The 14,909-nt window shown below is 50.5% G+C and carries 18 protein-coding genes; 4 read left to right on the top strand and 14 right to left on the bottom strand.

What is annotated here, in order from left to right:
- Positions 1 to 28: 28 nt before the first annotated feature.
- The 7 genes from tatC to rmuC all read right to left on the bottom strand — a co-directional run bounded on the left by tatC (position 29) and on the right by rmuC (position 6,186).
- Positions 29 to 769: a twin-arginine translocase subunit TatC gene (tatC, locus tag AC6R0S_RS02045; RefSeq protein WP_500637118.1), complete on the bottom strand. Its 741-nt coding sequence runs from the start codon at positions 767 to 769 to the stop codon at positions 29 to 31.
- Positions 770 to 837: 68 nt separating this feature from the next.
- The gene (gene tatB / locus AC6R0S_RS02040) at positions 838 to 1,251 is read right to left on the bottom strand and encodes a Sec-independent protein translocase protein TatB (RefSeq protein WP_500637117.1); all 414 of its coding nucleotides are present in this window, start codon (positions 1,249 to 1,251) and stop codon (positions 838 to 840) included.
- Positions 1,252 to 1,254: 3 nt separating this feature from the next.
- Positions 1,255 to 1,494: a Sec-independent protein translocase subunit TatA gene (gene tatA, locus AC6R0S_RS02035; protein ID WP_334555437.1), complete on the bottom strand. Its 240-nt coding sequence runs from the start codon at positions 1,492 to 1,494 to the stop codon at positions 1,255 to 1,257.
- A 44-nt stretch (positions 1,495 to 1,538) separates the two neighbouring features.
- Complete coding sequence (gene ubiB / locus AC6R0S_RS02030; protein ID WP_500637116.1) at positions 1,539 to 3,173, bottom strand: ubiquinone biosynthesis regulatory protein kinase UbiB; 1,635 nt, start codon at positions 3,171 to 3,173, stop codon at positions 1,539 to 1,541.
- Positions 3,170 to 3,775, bottom strand: coding sequence for a ubiquinone biosynthesis accessory factor UbiJ (locus tag AC6R0S_RS02025; protein WP_500637115.1), 606 nt, complete (start codon positions 3,773 to 3,775; stop codon positions 3,170 to 3,172). The genes ubiB and AC6R0S_RS02025 overlap by 4 nt, the downstream gene beginning before the upstream one ends.
- A gap of 11 nt (positions 3,776 to 3,786) precedes the next feature.
- Positions 3,787 to 4,578, bottom strand: coding sequence for a bifunctional demethylmenaquinone methyltransferase/2-methoxy-6-polyprenyl-1,4-benzoquinol methylase UbiE (gene ubiE / locus AC6R0S_RS02020; protein WP_500625338.1), 792 nt, complete (start codon positions 4,576 to 4,578; stop codon positions 3,787 to 3,789).
- A 57-nt stretch (positions 4,579 to 4,635) separates the two neighbouring features.
- Entirely contained in the window at positions 4,636 to 6,186 is a 1,551-nt protein-coding gene (rmuC, locus tag AC6R0S_RS02015; protein ID WP_500637114.1) for a DNA recombination protein RmuC, read from the bottom strand.
- A 126-nt stretch (positions 6,187 to 6,312) separates the two neighbouring features.
- Between rmuC and AC6R0S_RS02010 the strand changes: the two genes are divergently transcribed.
- Positions 6,313 to 7,215 carry a DMT family transporter gene (locus AC6R0S_RS02010; protein ID WP_500630165.1) on the top strand — a complete coding sequence of 301 codons (903 nt, stop codon included), beginning with the start codon at positions 6,313 to 6,315 and terminating at the stop codon, positions 7,213 to 7,215.
- Here AC6R0S_RS02010 and AC6R0S_RS02005 read toward each other — a convergent pair.
- From AC6R0S_RS02005 to ftnA, 3 genes are all read right to left on the bottom strand, one after another.
- Positions 7,212 to 8,405, bottom strand: a complete 1,194-nt coding sequence (locus AC6R0S_RS02005) for a BaiN/RdsA family NAD(P)/FAD-dependent oxidoreductase (RefSeq protein ID WP_487902728.1) — start codon at positions 8,403 to 8,405, stop codon at positions 7,212 to 7,214. The genes AC6R0S_RS02010 and AC6R0S_RS02005 overlap by 4 nt on opposite strands.
- Positions 8,406 to 8,523: 118 nt before the next feature.
- Positions 8,524 to 8,847, bottom strand: a complete 324-nt coding sequence (uspB, locus tag AC6R0S_RS02000) for a universal stress protein UspB (RefSeq protein ID WP_334555431.1) — start codon at positions 8,845 to 8,847, stop codon at positions 8,524 to 8,526.
- 70 nt (positions 8,848 to 8,917) lie between these two features.
- Positions 8,918 to 9,445 carry a non-heme ferritin gene (ftnA, locus tag AC6R0S_RS01995; RefSeq protein ID WP_334555430.1) on the bottom strand — a complete coding sequence of 176 codons (528 nt, stop codon included), beginning with the start codon at positions 9,443 to 9,445 and terminating at the stop codon, positions 8,918 to 8,920.
- Between the two features lie 157 nt (positions 9,446 to 9,602).
- Here ftnA and uspA point away from each other — a divergent pair, with 157 nt between their 5' ends.
- Both uspA and AC6R0S_RS01985 read left to right on the top strand, forming a co-directional pair.
- Complete coding sequence (uspA, locus tag AC6R0S_RS01990) at positions 9,603 to 10,028, top strand: universal stress protein UspA (RefSeq protein ID WP_334555429.1); 426 nt, start codon at positions 9,603 to 9,605, stop codon at positions 10,026 to 10,028.
- Positions 10,029 to 10,085: 57 nt separating this feature from the next.
- Positions 10,086 to 10,955, top strand: coding sequence for a carboxylate/amino acid/amine transporter (locus AC6R0S_RS01985; protein WP_500637113.1), 870 nt, complete (start codon positions 10,086 to 10,088; stop codon positions 10,953 to 10,955).
- Between the two features lie 27 nt (positions 10,956 to 10,982).
- On the opposite strand, the gene AC6R0S_RS01980 is transcribed toward AC6R0S_RS01985, so the two are convergent.
- Complete coding sequence (locus tag AC6R0S_RS01980) at positions 10,983 to 11,615, bottom strand: hypothetical protein (protein WP_500637112.1); 633 nt, start codon at positions 11,613 to 11,615, stop codon at positions 10,983 to 10,985.
- A gap of 144 nt (positions 11,616 to 11,759) precedes the next feature.
- Positions 11,760 to 12,539, bottom strand: coding sequence for a class I SAM-dependent methyltransferase (locus tag AC6R0S_RS01975; RefSeq protein ID WP_500632515.1), 780 nt, complete (start codon positions 12,537 to 12,539; stop codon positions 11,760 to 11,762).
- Positions 12,540 to 12,705: 166 nt separating this feature from the next.
- Between AC6R0S_RS01975 and asnC the strand changes: the two genes are divergently transcribed.
- Entirely contained in the window at positions 12,706 to 13,170 is a 465-nt protein-coding gene (gene asnC, locus AC6R0S_RS01970) for a transcriptional regulator AsnC (protein ID WP_334555425.1), read from the top strand.
- A gap of 75 nt (positions 13,171 to 13,245) precedes the next feature.
- On the opposite strand, the gene tsrA is transcribed toward asnC, so the two are convergent.
- A complete protein-coding gene (gene tsrA / locus AC6R0S_RS01965; protein ID WP_487902714.1) occupies positions 13,246 to 13,536 on the bottom strand; it encodes an H-NS-like global regulator TsrA in 291 nt (96 codons plus the stop codon).
- A gap of 169 nt (positions 13,537 to 13,705) precedes the next feature.
- Complete coding sequence (locus tag AC6R0S_RS01960) at positions 13,706 to 14,899, bottom strand: multidrug effflux MFS transporter (RefSeq protein ID WP_500637111.1); 1,194 nt, start codon at positions 14,897 to 14,899, stop codon at positions 13,706 to 13,708.
- Between the last annotated feature and the right edge of the window lie 10 nt (positions 14,900 to 14,909).

Genomic DNA, 14,909 nt, shown 5'->3' with positions numbered 1-14,909 from the left:
CATCGGCAAGCCTTTTCCATATCAGCGACTACTCGCTCTGTTCATTCTCTTTGCGAACATAAAAACGGGCGAAAAACAGGCCGACTTCAAACAACAAACACATGGGTATGGCGAGCAAGGTCTGAGAAATCATGTCTGGCGGTGTCAGCATCATCCCCACCACAAACGCGCCGACCACAATATACGGGCGCTTCTCGCTGAGGCTTTTAGGATTGGTTGCGCCCGTCCAACACAGCAAGATGATCGCAACGGGCACTTCAAAGGCGATACCAAAAGCCAAGAAGAGAGCTAACACGAAATCCAGATAGCTGGAAATATCCGTCGCAAACTCAACGCCACCGAGTGAAATCGCAGTAAAGAAGCCAAACACTAACGGGAACACGACAAAGTACGCAAACGCCACACCACAGTAAAACAGCAGTGAGCTGGAGAACATCAGCGGCATGATCAATCGACGTTCATGCTTGTAAAGACCCGGCGCCACAAACGCCCACACTTGGTACAAGATGAAAGGCACCGCAATAAAGATGGATGCAATTAGGGTGAGTTTGAGCGGAGTAAAAAACGGCGACGCCACATCGGTGGCGATCATCGTCGCCCCTTCAGGCAGGCGCTCCACCAAAGGCGCTGAGACAAATTCGTAAATGTCGTTGGCAAAGTAAATCAAACCAACAAACACCACCAATACCGCCACGAGTGCGCGCAGCAAGCGGTTTCTCAGTTCGAGAAGGTGGCTAATCAAAGGTTGTGTCTGCTCAACAGAAGACATGAAGACCTCAACTATTGGGAATCAAAAGGAGCAGCGATTGGCTGCCCCTCAATAATCAGAGTGGTGAACTACTCAGGCTTTTTATCTGTTGTAGCCGGGGCAACATGCAAAGACTCTGTGGCGTCGGCGGAAGGCGCTTTTGACGCTGCCTCTTCAGATGGCTCAGTCTTGGCAGGCTCGTCGCTTTTCTTGGCATAAGGGCGCTGCACGTCTTGCGCGGCTTGCTTTAACTGGTCAACGGAGGATTTCAACTCTGGCGAGAGATCTTCCATGCCCATCTGCTCAGCTTTACGCAAATTCTCTTGCAGCTCTTGCACCTTGAGCTCATGGGACAATTCGTCTTTGACGTTGTTCGCCATGTTCTTGGCCGCACCGACAAAGCGAGTGACACTGCGAATCGCATGCGGCAATCGCTCTGGGCCGAGAACTACCAGCCCCACCACAGAGATCAATACCAGTTCCCAGAAACCGATATCAAACACGAGTTATGCCTGCTCTTTGTCTTTTTTAGTGTCAGCAGTGGCGTCTGTTTTCTGCTGTTGCTCGATGTTTTTTGGCTCAAAGTCGGCGTCTTTCTTTGCAGGCTCTTCGTCGTTCATCGCTTTCTTAAAGCCTTTTACCGCACTACCTAAATCGCCACCAATGCCACGCAGTTTCTTCGTACCAAATAGAAGTACCACAATCACCGCAATGATAAGCAGTTGCCAAATACTAATACCACCCATTCTTTTTACCTCGGGTCTAACTGTTGAATTCTTAAGTTTACCGCCTAACGACGGTAAGCTCGCCAACTAAGCAACCAAAATGTGACGCCACCTAAGGCGCTGACCATAGACAGTTGCTCATACGGAGTGTTGACCAATATTGCCGAGCATACGACTAATGTTGCGCCAACACCAAACAAAAATTTCCCTGTCGCTTGCTGACGCTTCGACTGACGATACCCTTGATAGAGTTGATCGATACGCTGATTCATCATCTTGCCTTGGCGCAGGCTGTCGTAGAGAAGCTCTGGCAACTCTGGCAGCTTTTCCGCCCAAAACGGCGCGCGATCTTTCACCGCATTGATCACCGCTTTTGGCCCGACTTGGTTCATCATCCACTCTTCGAGGAACGGTTTGGCCGTCTCCCACAGATCCAACTGAGGGTAGAGTTGACGACCCAGTCCTTCCACATACAGCAGCGTCTTTTGCAACAACACCAACTGAGGTTGCACTTCCATATGGAAGCGTCTTGCGGTGTTAAATAGGTTCAACAACACATGACCAAACGAGATCTCACACAGAGGTTTGGCGAAAATCGGCTCACACACGATGCGAATGGCAAATTCAAACTCATCAATATTGGTTTCACGTGGAACCCATCCCGACTCGACATGCAATTCGGCGACGCGGCGATAGTCTCGATTGAAAAACGCCAGAAAGTTTTCCGCAAGATAGCGTTTGTCTTCGCTATTGAGTGTGCCAACAATGCCACAATCTAACCCGATCCAACGCGGATTCTCTGGGTGCTCACGTTCAACAAAGACGTTACCCGGGTGCATGTCCGCATGGAAAAAACTGTCGCGGAAGACCTGAGTGAAAAACACGCTGACCCCACGCTCGGCCAGCAGCTTCATGTTGGTGCCATTGGCGACCAAGCCCTCGATGTCCGACACTTGGATGCCATATATTCGCTCAGAAACCATGACAGTTTTATTACTGAAATCAGTAAAAACTTCAGGCACGTACAGCGATTCACTGTTGTCGAAGTTACGTCTCAGCTGGATGGCATTCGCCGCTTCTCGGCGCAAGTCCAGCTCATCGAGCAAGGTTTTCTCGTACTCGCGCACCACCTCGACGGGTTTGAGGCGTCTTGCCTCTGGCATCATCTTGGCGACAATGCGCGCCATACGGTACATGAGTTTAAGATCGGCATCGATCACCGGTCGAATATCGGGCCGAATGACTTTTAGCACCACTTCTTGTTGCGTCGACTTGAGTTTCGCCGTGTGCACCTGTGCAATCGATGCGGACGCCAGCGGCTCAATATCAAACTCGTCAAACCAGGTTTCGATTGGACCGCCCAATGCCTGTTCGATGGTCTGCTTAGCCAGTTGGCCGTCAAAGGGGGACACTTGATCTTGCAATAGGGCAAGAGGATCGGCGATATGAGGAGGAAATAGATCGCGTCGAGTGGACATCATCTGGCCAAACTTGATCCACACCGGTCCAAGTTCTTGCAGTGCGAGACGCAGTCGCTCGCCTAAGGTTTTGTCCGGATGCTGATTACGAATCCAAAACAGACCCTTTCGTGCCAATAACGGCGCTTTGGCGAGTTGATGATTGGGCGCTAGCTCATCCAATCCATATTCGAGCTGCACCTTGATGATGCGGTAGAGGCGTTTTAGCTCCGCTAACGTCATACTCGCTCCAGTAGTTGATTCAGTTTCGCTTCCACTCGCGCCGCTTGGCTCTTGATCTCATCCACTTGATCGCAGAAATGCGCCACTTCTAACGGCGGCGGCGCCAAACGCCACTCTTCGGTGACCACTTGCGCAAGGTAATCTTGCTGGTGACGAAGCTGAGTGCGGGCGAACTGGCCAATCTGCGTCACGCCTTGCACTAAGGTGTGCGCCACAACGTCTCCGGTGACACGCGAGATCCACTCTTCAATATCGGGTTTGCATTGGGTGATCAATTGCGAAAAGCTCTGCGCCAGTTGGATGTCGCCATCCAGCTCCAACTTATCCTGCTTGATGAGTTTGGTGATATTGGATTGATCTTTCAGCTCAGGTAATACCGACACATTGAGGGATAAGGTGCAATCGGGGGTGCCTTCGTAGTGGGCTAACACATCGACTTGTTGACTGAAAACGAAGGTTAAGCGCTTATCGAACTCTTTTAGGTGCACTTGAATGACCTGACCTTTGAGTCGCGCCAGTCGACGCACCAGATCAGGATCATCTTGAATGAGAGTATTGAGTGACGTTTCGATGACCGCCGTCATCATAGGCTCAAAAGGCATGCTCGGCTCCTTTAGAACTTGTAGCCGCGGTGTAAGGCCACAATGCCGCCCGTTAGGTTGTAGTAACGCGTATTTTCAAAGCCCGCGTCATCCATCATCCCTTGCAACGTCTCTTGGTCAGGGTGCATGCGAATGGATTCCGCCAAGTAGCGGTAGCTTTCTGCATCATTGGCCACCAGCTCACCCATTTTCGGCAGCAAGTGGAACGAATACGCATCGTAGACTTTAGAGAGTGGGTCAAAGACAGGTTTGGAAAACTCCAGCACCAATAGGCGACCGCCGGGTTTCAGTACACGGTACATCGAACGCAGAGCTTTGTCTTTATCGGTTACGTTACGCAGACAGAAGCTGATCGTAATCGCGTCAAAGTAGTCATCGGGAAACGGCAGCTCTTCAGCGTTCGCTTGAACATAGTGCACATTGCCCACAATGCCGATATCGCGCAGTTTGTCACGCCCGACATTGAGCATCGAGTTATTGATGTCAGCGAGTACGACGTGGCCTTTGTCGCCAACAATACGAGAGAACTTCGCCGTCAAATCGCCGGTGCCACCTCCTAAGTCGAGGATGCGTTGTCCAGGACGGGCACCGCTGCAATCGATGGTAAAGCGCTTCCACAAGCGGTGAATGCCTCCCGACATCAGGTCATTCATAATGTCGTATTTGGCGGCCACTGAGTGAAACACTTCCGCTACCTTGGTGACTTTTTCCTCTTTCGCTACCGTGGTAAAACCGAAGTGGGTCGTTTCTGCGTCTTGCTGAGATTCTAGAGCTGTCGTCGATTGCACACTAATATCCGTCATTATGATTCCTCTTTTAACAGTGCTCTCTATTCAATACGGCCAAAGCACTGCGGGCGATTAGTTTACTTTATCCTCAGCCGGATGTCTTTCAAGTAAGTGGTCATTTTCACCGCTAAGCTGTGATTCTGGCAGCGTTTCTTGCTCCGCCAGTTCCACCAAATTCATCGAGATTGGTCGTTTGACCTCCACCCCTAATTGCTTAAAGCTCTCCGCTTGTCGAATCACGTTGCCGCGCCCAGTCACCAGTTTATTCATGGCACCTTGGTAGTTTTGATTGGCCTTATCTAAGGCGCCGCCGAGGCTCTCCATATCATCAACGAACAGGCGCAGTTTGTCGTAGAGCTTACTGGCACGCTGCGCGATGATTTTCGCGTTTTGGCTTTGTCTTTCGTTGCGCCACAAGTTATCAATGGTGCGCAGTGCCACCAGCAAGGTGGTCGGGCTGACGAGAATGATATTGTGCTCCATCGCATCTTTGACCAAGCTAGGGTCCGAGGAAATCGCCACTTGGAAGGCAGGCTCGACGGGGATAAACATCAACACATAATCCAAGCTCTGAATGCCTTTGAGTTGATGATAATCCTTGTGTGAAAGCCCTTTTATGTGGCTGCGAATGGCGAGTAAGTGCTCACCTAAGGCCTTGTCACGCTGCTGATCGGTCTCGGCATTAAAGTAGCGCTCATAGGCGACCAGCGCCATTTTGGCGTCAATCACCACCTGCTTATCATTGGGCAGATGCACAACCACATCTGGCTGATAACGCTTACCCGCCTCGTTTTGCAGATTCACTTGGGTGTGGTACTCATGCCCTTCCCTTAGGCCAGACTCAGCCAATACTCTCGCCAGTACCACCTCACCCCAGTTGCCTTGCTGCTTGTTGTCACCTTTGAGCGCTTGGGTCAGGTTGAGCGCCTCTTTGGCCATCTGCTCGTTGAGGCGCTGCAAGTTCTTCAGCTCATGCACTAAGGTGTGGCGCTCTTTGGCTTCCACAGTAAAGCTGTCATTGACTTGCTTGCGAAACCCTTCCAACTGCTCTTTGAGCGGCGACAGTAAGGCATCCAAACTCTGTTTATTTTGCTGATCAACGCGCGCCGTTTTCTCATCAAACAGCTGACTGGCGAGGTGTTCAAACTGCTGTTTTAGCCGCTCTTCGGCTTTCTCGAGCAGGGCAAGTTTCTCTTGATTAGCTTGGGTAATCTGCTCATGACGAGCTTCTTGCTCTCTCAAGGTCGCTTCGAGCTGCGCCTTTTCATCACGCATCAGTCCAAGTTCGTCGAGGTATTGCTGACGCTCTTGCTTAACGCTGTCAAAGTAGCGCAGCTTCTCTAGCACCGCCATCAACTTGCCGTGAGACTGCTTGAGCTCAAATGCCGCTTTGTCCCGCGCTGCATCCAACGCTTCCAGCTCTTGCTCGGCCTCCGCTAAGGCGTTTTTTAACTGGGTGATTTCACTGTGTGAGAGTTGTTGCTGAGTATCAAGCTTGGCGCTGAGCAATTGCTGTTGCAAGCGCATTTTCTGGGAGACCCACCAACCGACGACGACGCCACTGGTGACGGCGCTGCCAGCCGCGGTGATAAGAAGAGAAGTGTTATCAAAAATCCATTGCATGAGCGGCGTACATTCATCAAATTCAAGTCATTTGATGGTATTTCACCACTGGATAAATGTCCAGTTTGTAGGGCAATTGGCCTACCGTTAGACTAGCGCATCACTTCACCGTTTTTTAGGCTTACTATGAATGAGCGCCGCGCGCTGGGCTTTGGTTTGTCTGCTGTTTTGCTCTGGTCGACAGTAGCCACCGCGTTTAAATTAACCTTAGCTGAGTTTACTCCAATACAGATGTTGACGGTCGCCAGTATCGTCTCTGCCCTCGCCTTAACCCTCATCTGCGCCGTGCAAGGCAAGCTCAACACGCTGGTGACTACCTTGACCGCCAATCCGGGCTATTACCTATTACTGGGGATCATCAACCCGCTGGCCTACTACATCATTTTGTTTAAAGCCTACGATCTCCTGCCTGCCTCGCAAGCGCAGGCGATTAACTACAGCTGGGCAATCACCCTCACCCTAATGGCGGCGGTGTTTTTAGGTCAAGCCATCCGCAAGCAAGATTGGGTCGCGTGCTGTTTGAGCTACCTTGGCGTCATTGTTATCGCTACCAAAGGCAACGTATTGGCGCTCGATTTTGATAGCCCGCTAGGGGTTGGGCTGGCGTTGCTCTCAACGCTACTCTGGGCAGGGTATTGGATCTTAAACACCAAAAACAAAGCCGACCCAGTGGTCGGCGTGTTGCTCGGTTTTCTCGTCGCGATCCCTTTCGCTCTCGGGCTGACGTGGTGGGAAGGAGCTAGCTTTGCCGCCATTTCTCCTCAAGGTTGGCTGGCGGTCAGCTATGTCGGACTGTTTGAAATGGGCGTCACCTTCGTCTTGTGGCTCAGCGCCTTAAAATCCACTCACAATACCGCACGAATCAGTAACCTCATCTTCGCCTCGCCATTTATCTCTTTGATCTTACTGGCGACCATCATCGGCGAAGCCATTCACCCAAGCACTCTCATCGGCCTTGTGTTGATCATTGCCGGGCTCGTTATTCAACAGGTGAAGTGGAAAAAGAAAGCGCAATGGGCGCGAGATTAAACCCACTGCCCCGCTACATAACCGGAGCTCCAGCACCACTGGAAATTGTAGCCCCCTAGCCAGCCGGTGACGTCGACGACTTCACCGATAAAGTAGAGACCTTTGATCGCTTTGCACTCCATGGTTTTCGACGATAAGTGATCGGTATTGACGCCGCCTAGGGTGACCTCGGCGGTACGGTAGCCTTCTGTTCCATTGGGGGCAATGCTCCAATGCTCAAGCGTGTTAGCCACGTCTTCCAGTGCCTTGCTGCTAAATTGCTTTAGCGGTTTGTCTTCGAGGGTTTTGCGCTCGATCAGCACTTCAACCAGTCGCTTGGGGAGCACTTTCGCTAAGGTGTTTTTCAAGGTTTGATTAGGGTGCTTTTCCAATGAACGCGTTAGCAAGGCCTGCACATCAACATCGGGCACCAGGTTCACTTCAACCGCTTCGCCCGGGGTCCAGTAGGAGGAGATTTGCAATACCGACGGGCCAGACAGACCACGGTGGGTAAACAGCAGCGCCTCTTTGAATTTGGTGTTGTTTTTAGCGGTGATTTCAACCGGAATCGCAATCCCTGACAGCTCAGAAAAATCGTCTTTGTCTTCTTTATGCAGCGTAAACGGCACCAAGGCCGCACTGGTTGGAAGGACCTCAAGGCCGAACTGCTCTGCCACTTTGTAACCAAAGGGGGTTGCGCCAAGCTTGGGCATCGACAGGCCGCCGGTGGCGATGACGAGGGATTCGCACTCAATCGCATGGCCATTGGTCGTCAGAGAAAAGCCATTGGCTTGCTGCTCGATGTTGTCAACGGCTTGCTGGTAGCGAAATTGGATACTCGGTTTATCGCACTCGGCGAGAAGCATTTTAACGATGTCTTTGGAGTCATAGTCACCGACACAAAACAGCTGACCATGATCGCGCTCTTCAAACTCGATGCCGTATTTGTAGATCATCGAGATAAAGTCCCAGTTGGTGTACTGTGCCAAGGCCGATTTAACAAAATGCGGGTTGCGTGACAGGTAGTGTTTGGCAGACACATCGTAGTTGGTAAAGTTGCAGCGGCCGCCCCCGGCGATGAGGATTTTTCGGCCCGGTTTCTTAGCATGATCCAGCACTAACACGCGACGGCCCCGCTCTCCTGCTTGGGCGGCACACATCAGGCCCGCCGCACCGGCGCCAATCACTACTACATCAAACTTCTCTGCCATGGTGGTTACTAACTCTGTCATGATTCAATAAAAAAGGATGTGCACTGAGCACATCCTTCGCAATAGGTGGCTATTTTAACGGCTATTGCCTACCTTGCCAATTTAAAGGCGCCGATCATCAAAGAATAAACGCTGCCAGTAAGGTCACCGCGAGCAATGAGGTGGTGAGTATGAACAGCTCTCTGACGCGATCACATTTGCCCGTGAACACTTCATCGTGATGATGGTGATACTCTTTGCTTTTGATGTAATGGAACAGGCGTACCTGCTTGGCCATATTGCCGTGCGTGGTAAAGAAACCGTTGCCGTCGACTTGCTGGTACAAAAGAGGATGCGCCTCGCGCATGATGTATATCAGAGAACGCAGTGCAGTGAGGTAACGGGCCATGTTCACCGCCGTTACAAGCATCAACGTGAATAGAATGGTGTCTGCATTGATCATCTTTTCCTCCCTACATCTTCATAGGTTACCGAAGAAAAGACGATCCCATCAGAGCATCTTTCGCTGACAATTATTCAGCGGCGGTATCCATAATAGAAGATGAACCTTCTTTTGCTAAAGCAGCTAGGTCTTTATCGATGAAGAACAACGCCTTACCATCTTCACCAACCAGTTCTAGCTTGTCTAAAATCCCTTTAAACAACTTCTCTTCTTCGTGCTGCTCTGCAACGTACCACTGCAAGAAGTTGAATGTTGAGTAATCTTGAGAAGTAAACGCAACGTGAGCCAATTTGTTGATTTTTTGCGTAATCATTTGCTCATGTTCATAGGTCTCGCGAAAGACTTCACCTAGGCTCTCAAATTCATGTTTTGGTGCATCAATGGCACCTAGAATCGGCATTGCCCCCGTCTCACTCACATACGTGAATAAACGCTGCATGTGCTCCATCTCTTCAACGGCGTGTTTGCGTAAAAATTCGGCCGCGCCTTCAAAGCCTTTGTCCTCACACCAAGCACTCATTTGTAAGTATAGATTGGATGAAAAGAATTCGAGATTAATTTGCTCATTCAATTGCTCGACCATCGCTTGTGACAGCATTTCGCACTCCTACTAAGTCTATGAACTTAAACTGACTATATCATGCTAGCCACCATAACACTTTGTATGGTGAATGTGGATATGAGATCACCTTGGCAAAAAATTGAGCAGCGAGGTGCTAATCTAACTTTAGGCGAGCGAAATAAGAGGATTCGGTATGAGCTATCAACACATTCTAGTGGCCATCGACCTGTCTGAAGACAGCAAACTGCTGGTAGACAAAGCGGTCTCCTTGGCCAAGCCGCTCGACGCGGCGGTCTCATTCATCCACATTGATGTCAACTACGCCGAGTTGTATACCGGCCTCATCGACATCAACCTGGCGGAGACGCAACATCAAGCTATTGAGGCATCGCAAAAGCAATTGCAAAACCTTGCGGACCACGCCAACTTCCCCATTAAACATACCCTAGTTGGCAGTGGCGACTTAGGTAATGAGCTTTGCGATACCATTCAAGAGTTCAACGTCGATCTTGTGGTGTGTGGCCACCATCAAGACTTTTGGAGCAAACTGCTCTCCTCGACCCGTCAGTTGATCAATTGCTCACCGGTCGACATGTTGGTTGTACCACTAAAAGACTGATTCAAGGGATGAATTGAGATAAAATAATTAGATAGTTTTTGATAATGAGTCTTAATCATGTTTTATCTCTCTTCGGTCACCTTGCTGTGGGCGTTCTCCTTCAGCTTGATTGGTGTCTATTTGGCGGGCCAAGTCGACGCGTGGTTTTCGGTTTTAATGCGCGTCGCCTTAGCGAGCTTGGTTTTCCTACCTTTCCTGAAATTTAAAGGGGTTAAGAAATCCCTGATTGCCAAATTGATGGTCGTTGGCGGCTTTCAACTTGGCTTGATGTACTGTTTTTACTATCAATCCTTCCTGCTTCTGTCTGTGCCAGAAGTCTTGCTGTTCACGGTGTTCACGCCGATTTACGTGACGTTAATCTACGATCTGCTCAAGGGTCGCTTTTCGCCTTGGTATTTGGTCACCGCGGCGATCGCAGTGGCTGGCGCTGCCTTTATCAAGTTTGCCGGGGTCAATGAGCATTTCTTACTTGGCTTTATGGTGGTGCAAGGAGCCAATCTCTGCTTTGCTATTGGCCAAGTGGGCTACAAATACTTGATGGAAAAGCAGCAAGTCGCCCTGCCACAGCATACGGTCTTTGGTTACTTTTATTTGGGCGCGCTGGCTGTGGCACTCATCGCGTTTGCGCTGATGGGCAACAGTGAGAAATTGCCAAGTACGGCAACACAATGGGGCGTTCTGACCTACTTAGGCTTGATTGCGTCTGGGTTGGGCTATTTCGCGTGGAATAAAGGCGCGACCATGGTGAATGCTGGTGCGCTGGCGGTGATGAATAATGCGTTGGTCCCCGCTGGGCTTATCGTCAATATCGTGATCTGGAATCGCGATGTCGACCTGACGAGACTGACCATTGGCGGCGCTATTATTGTCCTTTCACTTTGGGTCAACGAAACCTGGGTGAAAAAGCATGTAACCAACGCCGCGTAAATCCAAAGTCTAGCGCCTAGTCTCGGTTTAATGCACCTTGGCTTGGCGCTTCTCTGTCTCAGCTAAGCCGGTTGGCCAGGTGGGCATGACGTCTAACTTGGCCTGCAGTTTAGCCTGCTTTTTACTGAGTTTTTGCTGTTTTTTCAGCGTTTTTAGCCACTTCTTCTGCTGCTTATAAGCACGTTTGAGCTCTTTTCTCGCTTTCTTGAACGCCTTTTTATCCATCAAATCGAACGTCTCTACTACCGGCGCCAAGGAATTCACGGACGTCAGGGTATTTAACTCAACGTCAGCTTTGCGTGCTTTCACTCGCGCAATGACGCGCTGCACGGCTTGCGCTTTTTGCTCTTCACGCTTTGTCTCGATCGCTTGAGCGACATTCTGCGTATCTGAAGGCGCAGAAGCCACTGCCGCTTGTTGAGGTGCGAATAGTGCAGATTCAGCTCGCGCAGAGAGAGGCTTAAGGATTTTAGGTGTATGAGTCGTTGGCTGGGTATGGGCAGCCGCCGCAATTGACGCCGGTTTGCATAAGTGTTGTTTACTGTGACTGGCACGCGCACAAGAGCGGCAGACAAACTTGGGTTCAACCACGAGCTTTTCTATCTCACCCAAACTGTGTGCGACTTGTTTACGACTCAACTTGCACAAACGCTTTGCCATCGACTTACCTTAAAAAGAATACGAATAGTTCTTAGTAAGATATATAGCCATCAAACAGGCTTGGCAAGCGTTATTTTCCACCGCCATAAAGCACGGTGTGGTGAGTATAAATAGAATCAGGCACTTAGCTCATGGCCGAATTAACTAACTCATGGCTGCATTAACATAGACATCAAAGCGGTTTTTCTTGGTCTCTATCGCCATCGCCGGTTTGACACCATCTAGCCAATCAGCGTAGTCGGGGCGTTTGACCACCACTCTTTTCGTCGCCAGCGCAAGGGCTGGCGTGAGTAGGCCGTCTGCGTCGTGATCGGCGCCCACAAGCGTTTGAAATACGCGCATCTCTTTTTTCACTAACGCGCTTTTCTTTTTGTTCTCAGGATGAGGGTACATGGGATCTAGGTAGACCACATCAGGGCGCACAAAATCAGGCTGACTTGCGAGCGTTTCCAGCGCGTTGTGGCTCGATGCGTGCAGCAGTGACATTCGCTCACTGACCCAGACGCCGATTTCTGGGTCCTGTTTGGCGCGTTCTAAGCCATCATCCAGTAGCGCCGCCACCACAGGGTGACGCTCCACCATCTGTACCTGACAGCCCAAAGAGGCCAACACAAACGCATCTCGCCCAAGGCCAGCGGTGCCATCAAGCACTGTCGGTACCACGCCTTTATTGAGCCCGGCCGCTTTGGCGATCGCTTGCCCTTTTCCCCCCCCAAACTTGCGGCGATGCTCAGCGGCACCTCCGGCCAAGTCGACATAAATCGCCCCCAATTTAGGCTCATCAGTTTTGCGAAGTTCCAAACGCTGCGCCGTCAGCACCAAAGCAAACGGACTGGTGTCACTGTGGCTAAGCCCCCAGCGAGCAGCAATATCGTTCAGTTGTTGGTTCTGTTCAGGGTGTTCGCAGAGAAGTTGCAAATCCACTATCGGCTCCAGTGTTGGTCAGTGTTGAGGGACGCGTGCGCGTCAGTGTAATGGATTTTAGCTGGCTCTACCTAACAGTTTCCCCACTTCGCTACGAACAAATCGCCATTGATGTCTTCGCCCGTTCGCGGCAATAATAGTCTTTCTATTTTCAACAAGGCTGACTATGCAAGCTCACTCCACCAAGCTCGATGACCTCGACAAAGCGATTTTGAAAACCTTAATGGAAGATGCGCGGACGCCCTACGCCGAAATGGCGAAGCAATTTGATGTCAGCCCTGCGACCATTCACGTTCGAATAGAAAAGATGAAGTCAGCCGACATCATTCAAGGCACGGAAGTGATTGTCGATACGAAAAAACTCGGTTACGACGTCTGCTGCTTTATTGGTATTAACCTCAACGCGGCGCGCGATTATCACTCAGCTTTGCAAAAGCTCAATGCACTCGAGGAAGTGGTGGAAGCGTATTATACGACGGGTGCGTACAACATCTTCGTCAAATTGATGTGTCGCTCGATTGAGGAGCTGCAACACGTACTGATCGATAAGCTGCAAGCCATCGACGAAGTGCAATCCACCGAAACGCTCATCTCTTTGCAAAACCCCATCAATCGCAACGTCAATCCATAAAAAAAGCTCGCGTTGTGCGAGCTTTCTATCAAATCGAACTGAACGAATCCAACTGACCCAATCGAATCAACAAGGTTATTTGCCTTGGTTTTCCATGTACTGCTTGAGCTGCTCCGCTGAGATGCCCTGCTGGGCAAGTTGCTTTGCGATGATGTCTAGCTGCTCGCCTTTACGTGACTCAATCACTTGCTGAAAATGGAACACGATATCGCGCAACACATCGAGCGGGACTTGCTTGGCGGCACTGCGAATACGCTCGCTGCTCTGATTGCCGAGCTCATGAATTAATTTACCAAACATCACTTTCTCTGGAGACTCTTCAAGCTGCTCCATCAAACGCGCTTTTTCGTACGTCGTCATCGACATGGTGGTGGTTTTTCCATCGTTACAAGATTAACTCGCCTCAATATACAAGGATATTTTGCCTTGTAAAGCTAAGCGCGCCCTTGCCTAGTGATGTGAGCAAGGTGTCGACAACAACTTACTCATAGCAGCTTATTTATTACGGTTTACTCATAACATCTATTCGTAACACCTACTCATAACAGTAGTGCCACTCTCTGCCCGCTTTGGTCCACAAAATCAGTAGCGCAGGTGTGATGATGAGCATCAATGAGGCGATAAGCACTTGCGGCTCCCACCCAAAACGCTGCATGGTGCCGACGACCAAGCCCGCTCCACTCATTTGGAATAACCCGAGTAGCGCAGCGGCAGTGCCCGCTTTGTCACCGAACGGGGCAAGCGCCTTACCTGCTGCCGCGCCGAGAATCCACGCAAAACCAATCGAGGATAGGAAGATCGGCAGCATAAAGGCAAGGGCACTTGCTTGCGTCGCCATTGCTAGCATCACGATACCGCCTAATCCCAACAACAAGATGCCGACATTGAGCGTGGTGTGCGTGCCGAACTTATCCATAAATCTAGGCGCTGTCATACACGCGACGATGTTGATCACCGCATTGATGCCGAACCAAAAGGTAAATGCGTTCATGCTTAAACCCAGATTTTCCATCAGCACCACAGGGGCTGAGGTCACATAACCAAGAATCACCGCCATCGCCAACATACACAACGATGCGTGGAACAAAAACGTCGGTGTACTCAGCACTTGCCAATAGCGTTGTAGACGAAATACCGGCGCGGTGCTGACTTGCGGATTGGTCTCTTTAAGGCCAAACGACATCGCCACCAGACCAATCAACGCGAATCCGGCCATAAAGCTGAAGTTGGCGCGCCAGCCAAATTGCTGAGTCAGCCATGCACCAAGAATAGGCGCTAATGCAGGGATAAAACAGATAGCCCCGTTCAGGTAGCTGATCATCTTGCCACTTTTCTGTGGACCGAAAATATCGCGAACTGTTGCAAAGGCGGCCACCGATGTCGCGCACGCTCCTAAGCCTTGCAGCAAGCGCGAAACCAGCATCCACTCGATGTTTTGAGCACTCCACGCCAATAAAGCGCTCGCGGCGTAGATGCTGATCCCACCTAATGCAACAGTTCGACGTCCTAGCTTATCCGCCAGCGGGCCAGCAAACAGTTGGCCGACCCCCATCGCGAACAAAAACCATGTGATAGTATCTTGTGCTAAGGCGTGTTCCACGTGAAACGCTTGAGAAATTTGTGGCAACGCAGGCAGATAAATATCAATTGCCAGCGGGCTAAACAGCACCAACAGGGTCAAAAGAATGAATTGAAGTTTGCCGTAGATGATCGGGTTGTCAGCGTTCACTGCTCGCCTC

The organism is Vibrio sp. R15-SG3-ISO1B (genome assembly GCF_059833835.1).
Note: the sequence above shows the minus strand (reverse complement) of the source record. Positions and strands in the feature narration are given on the sequence as shown.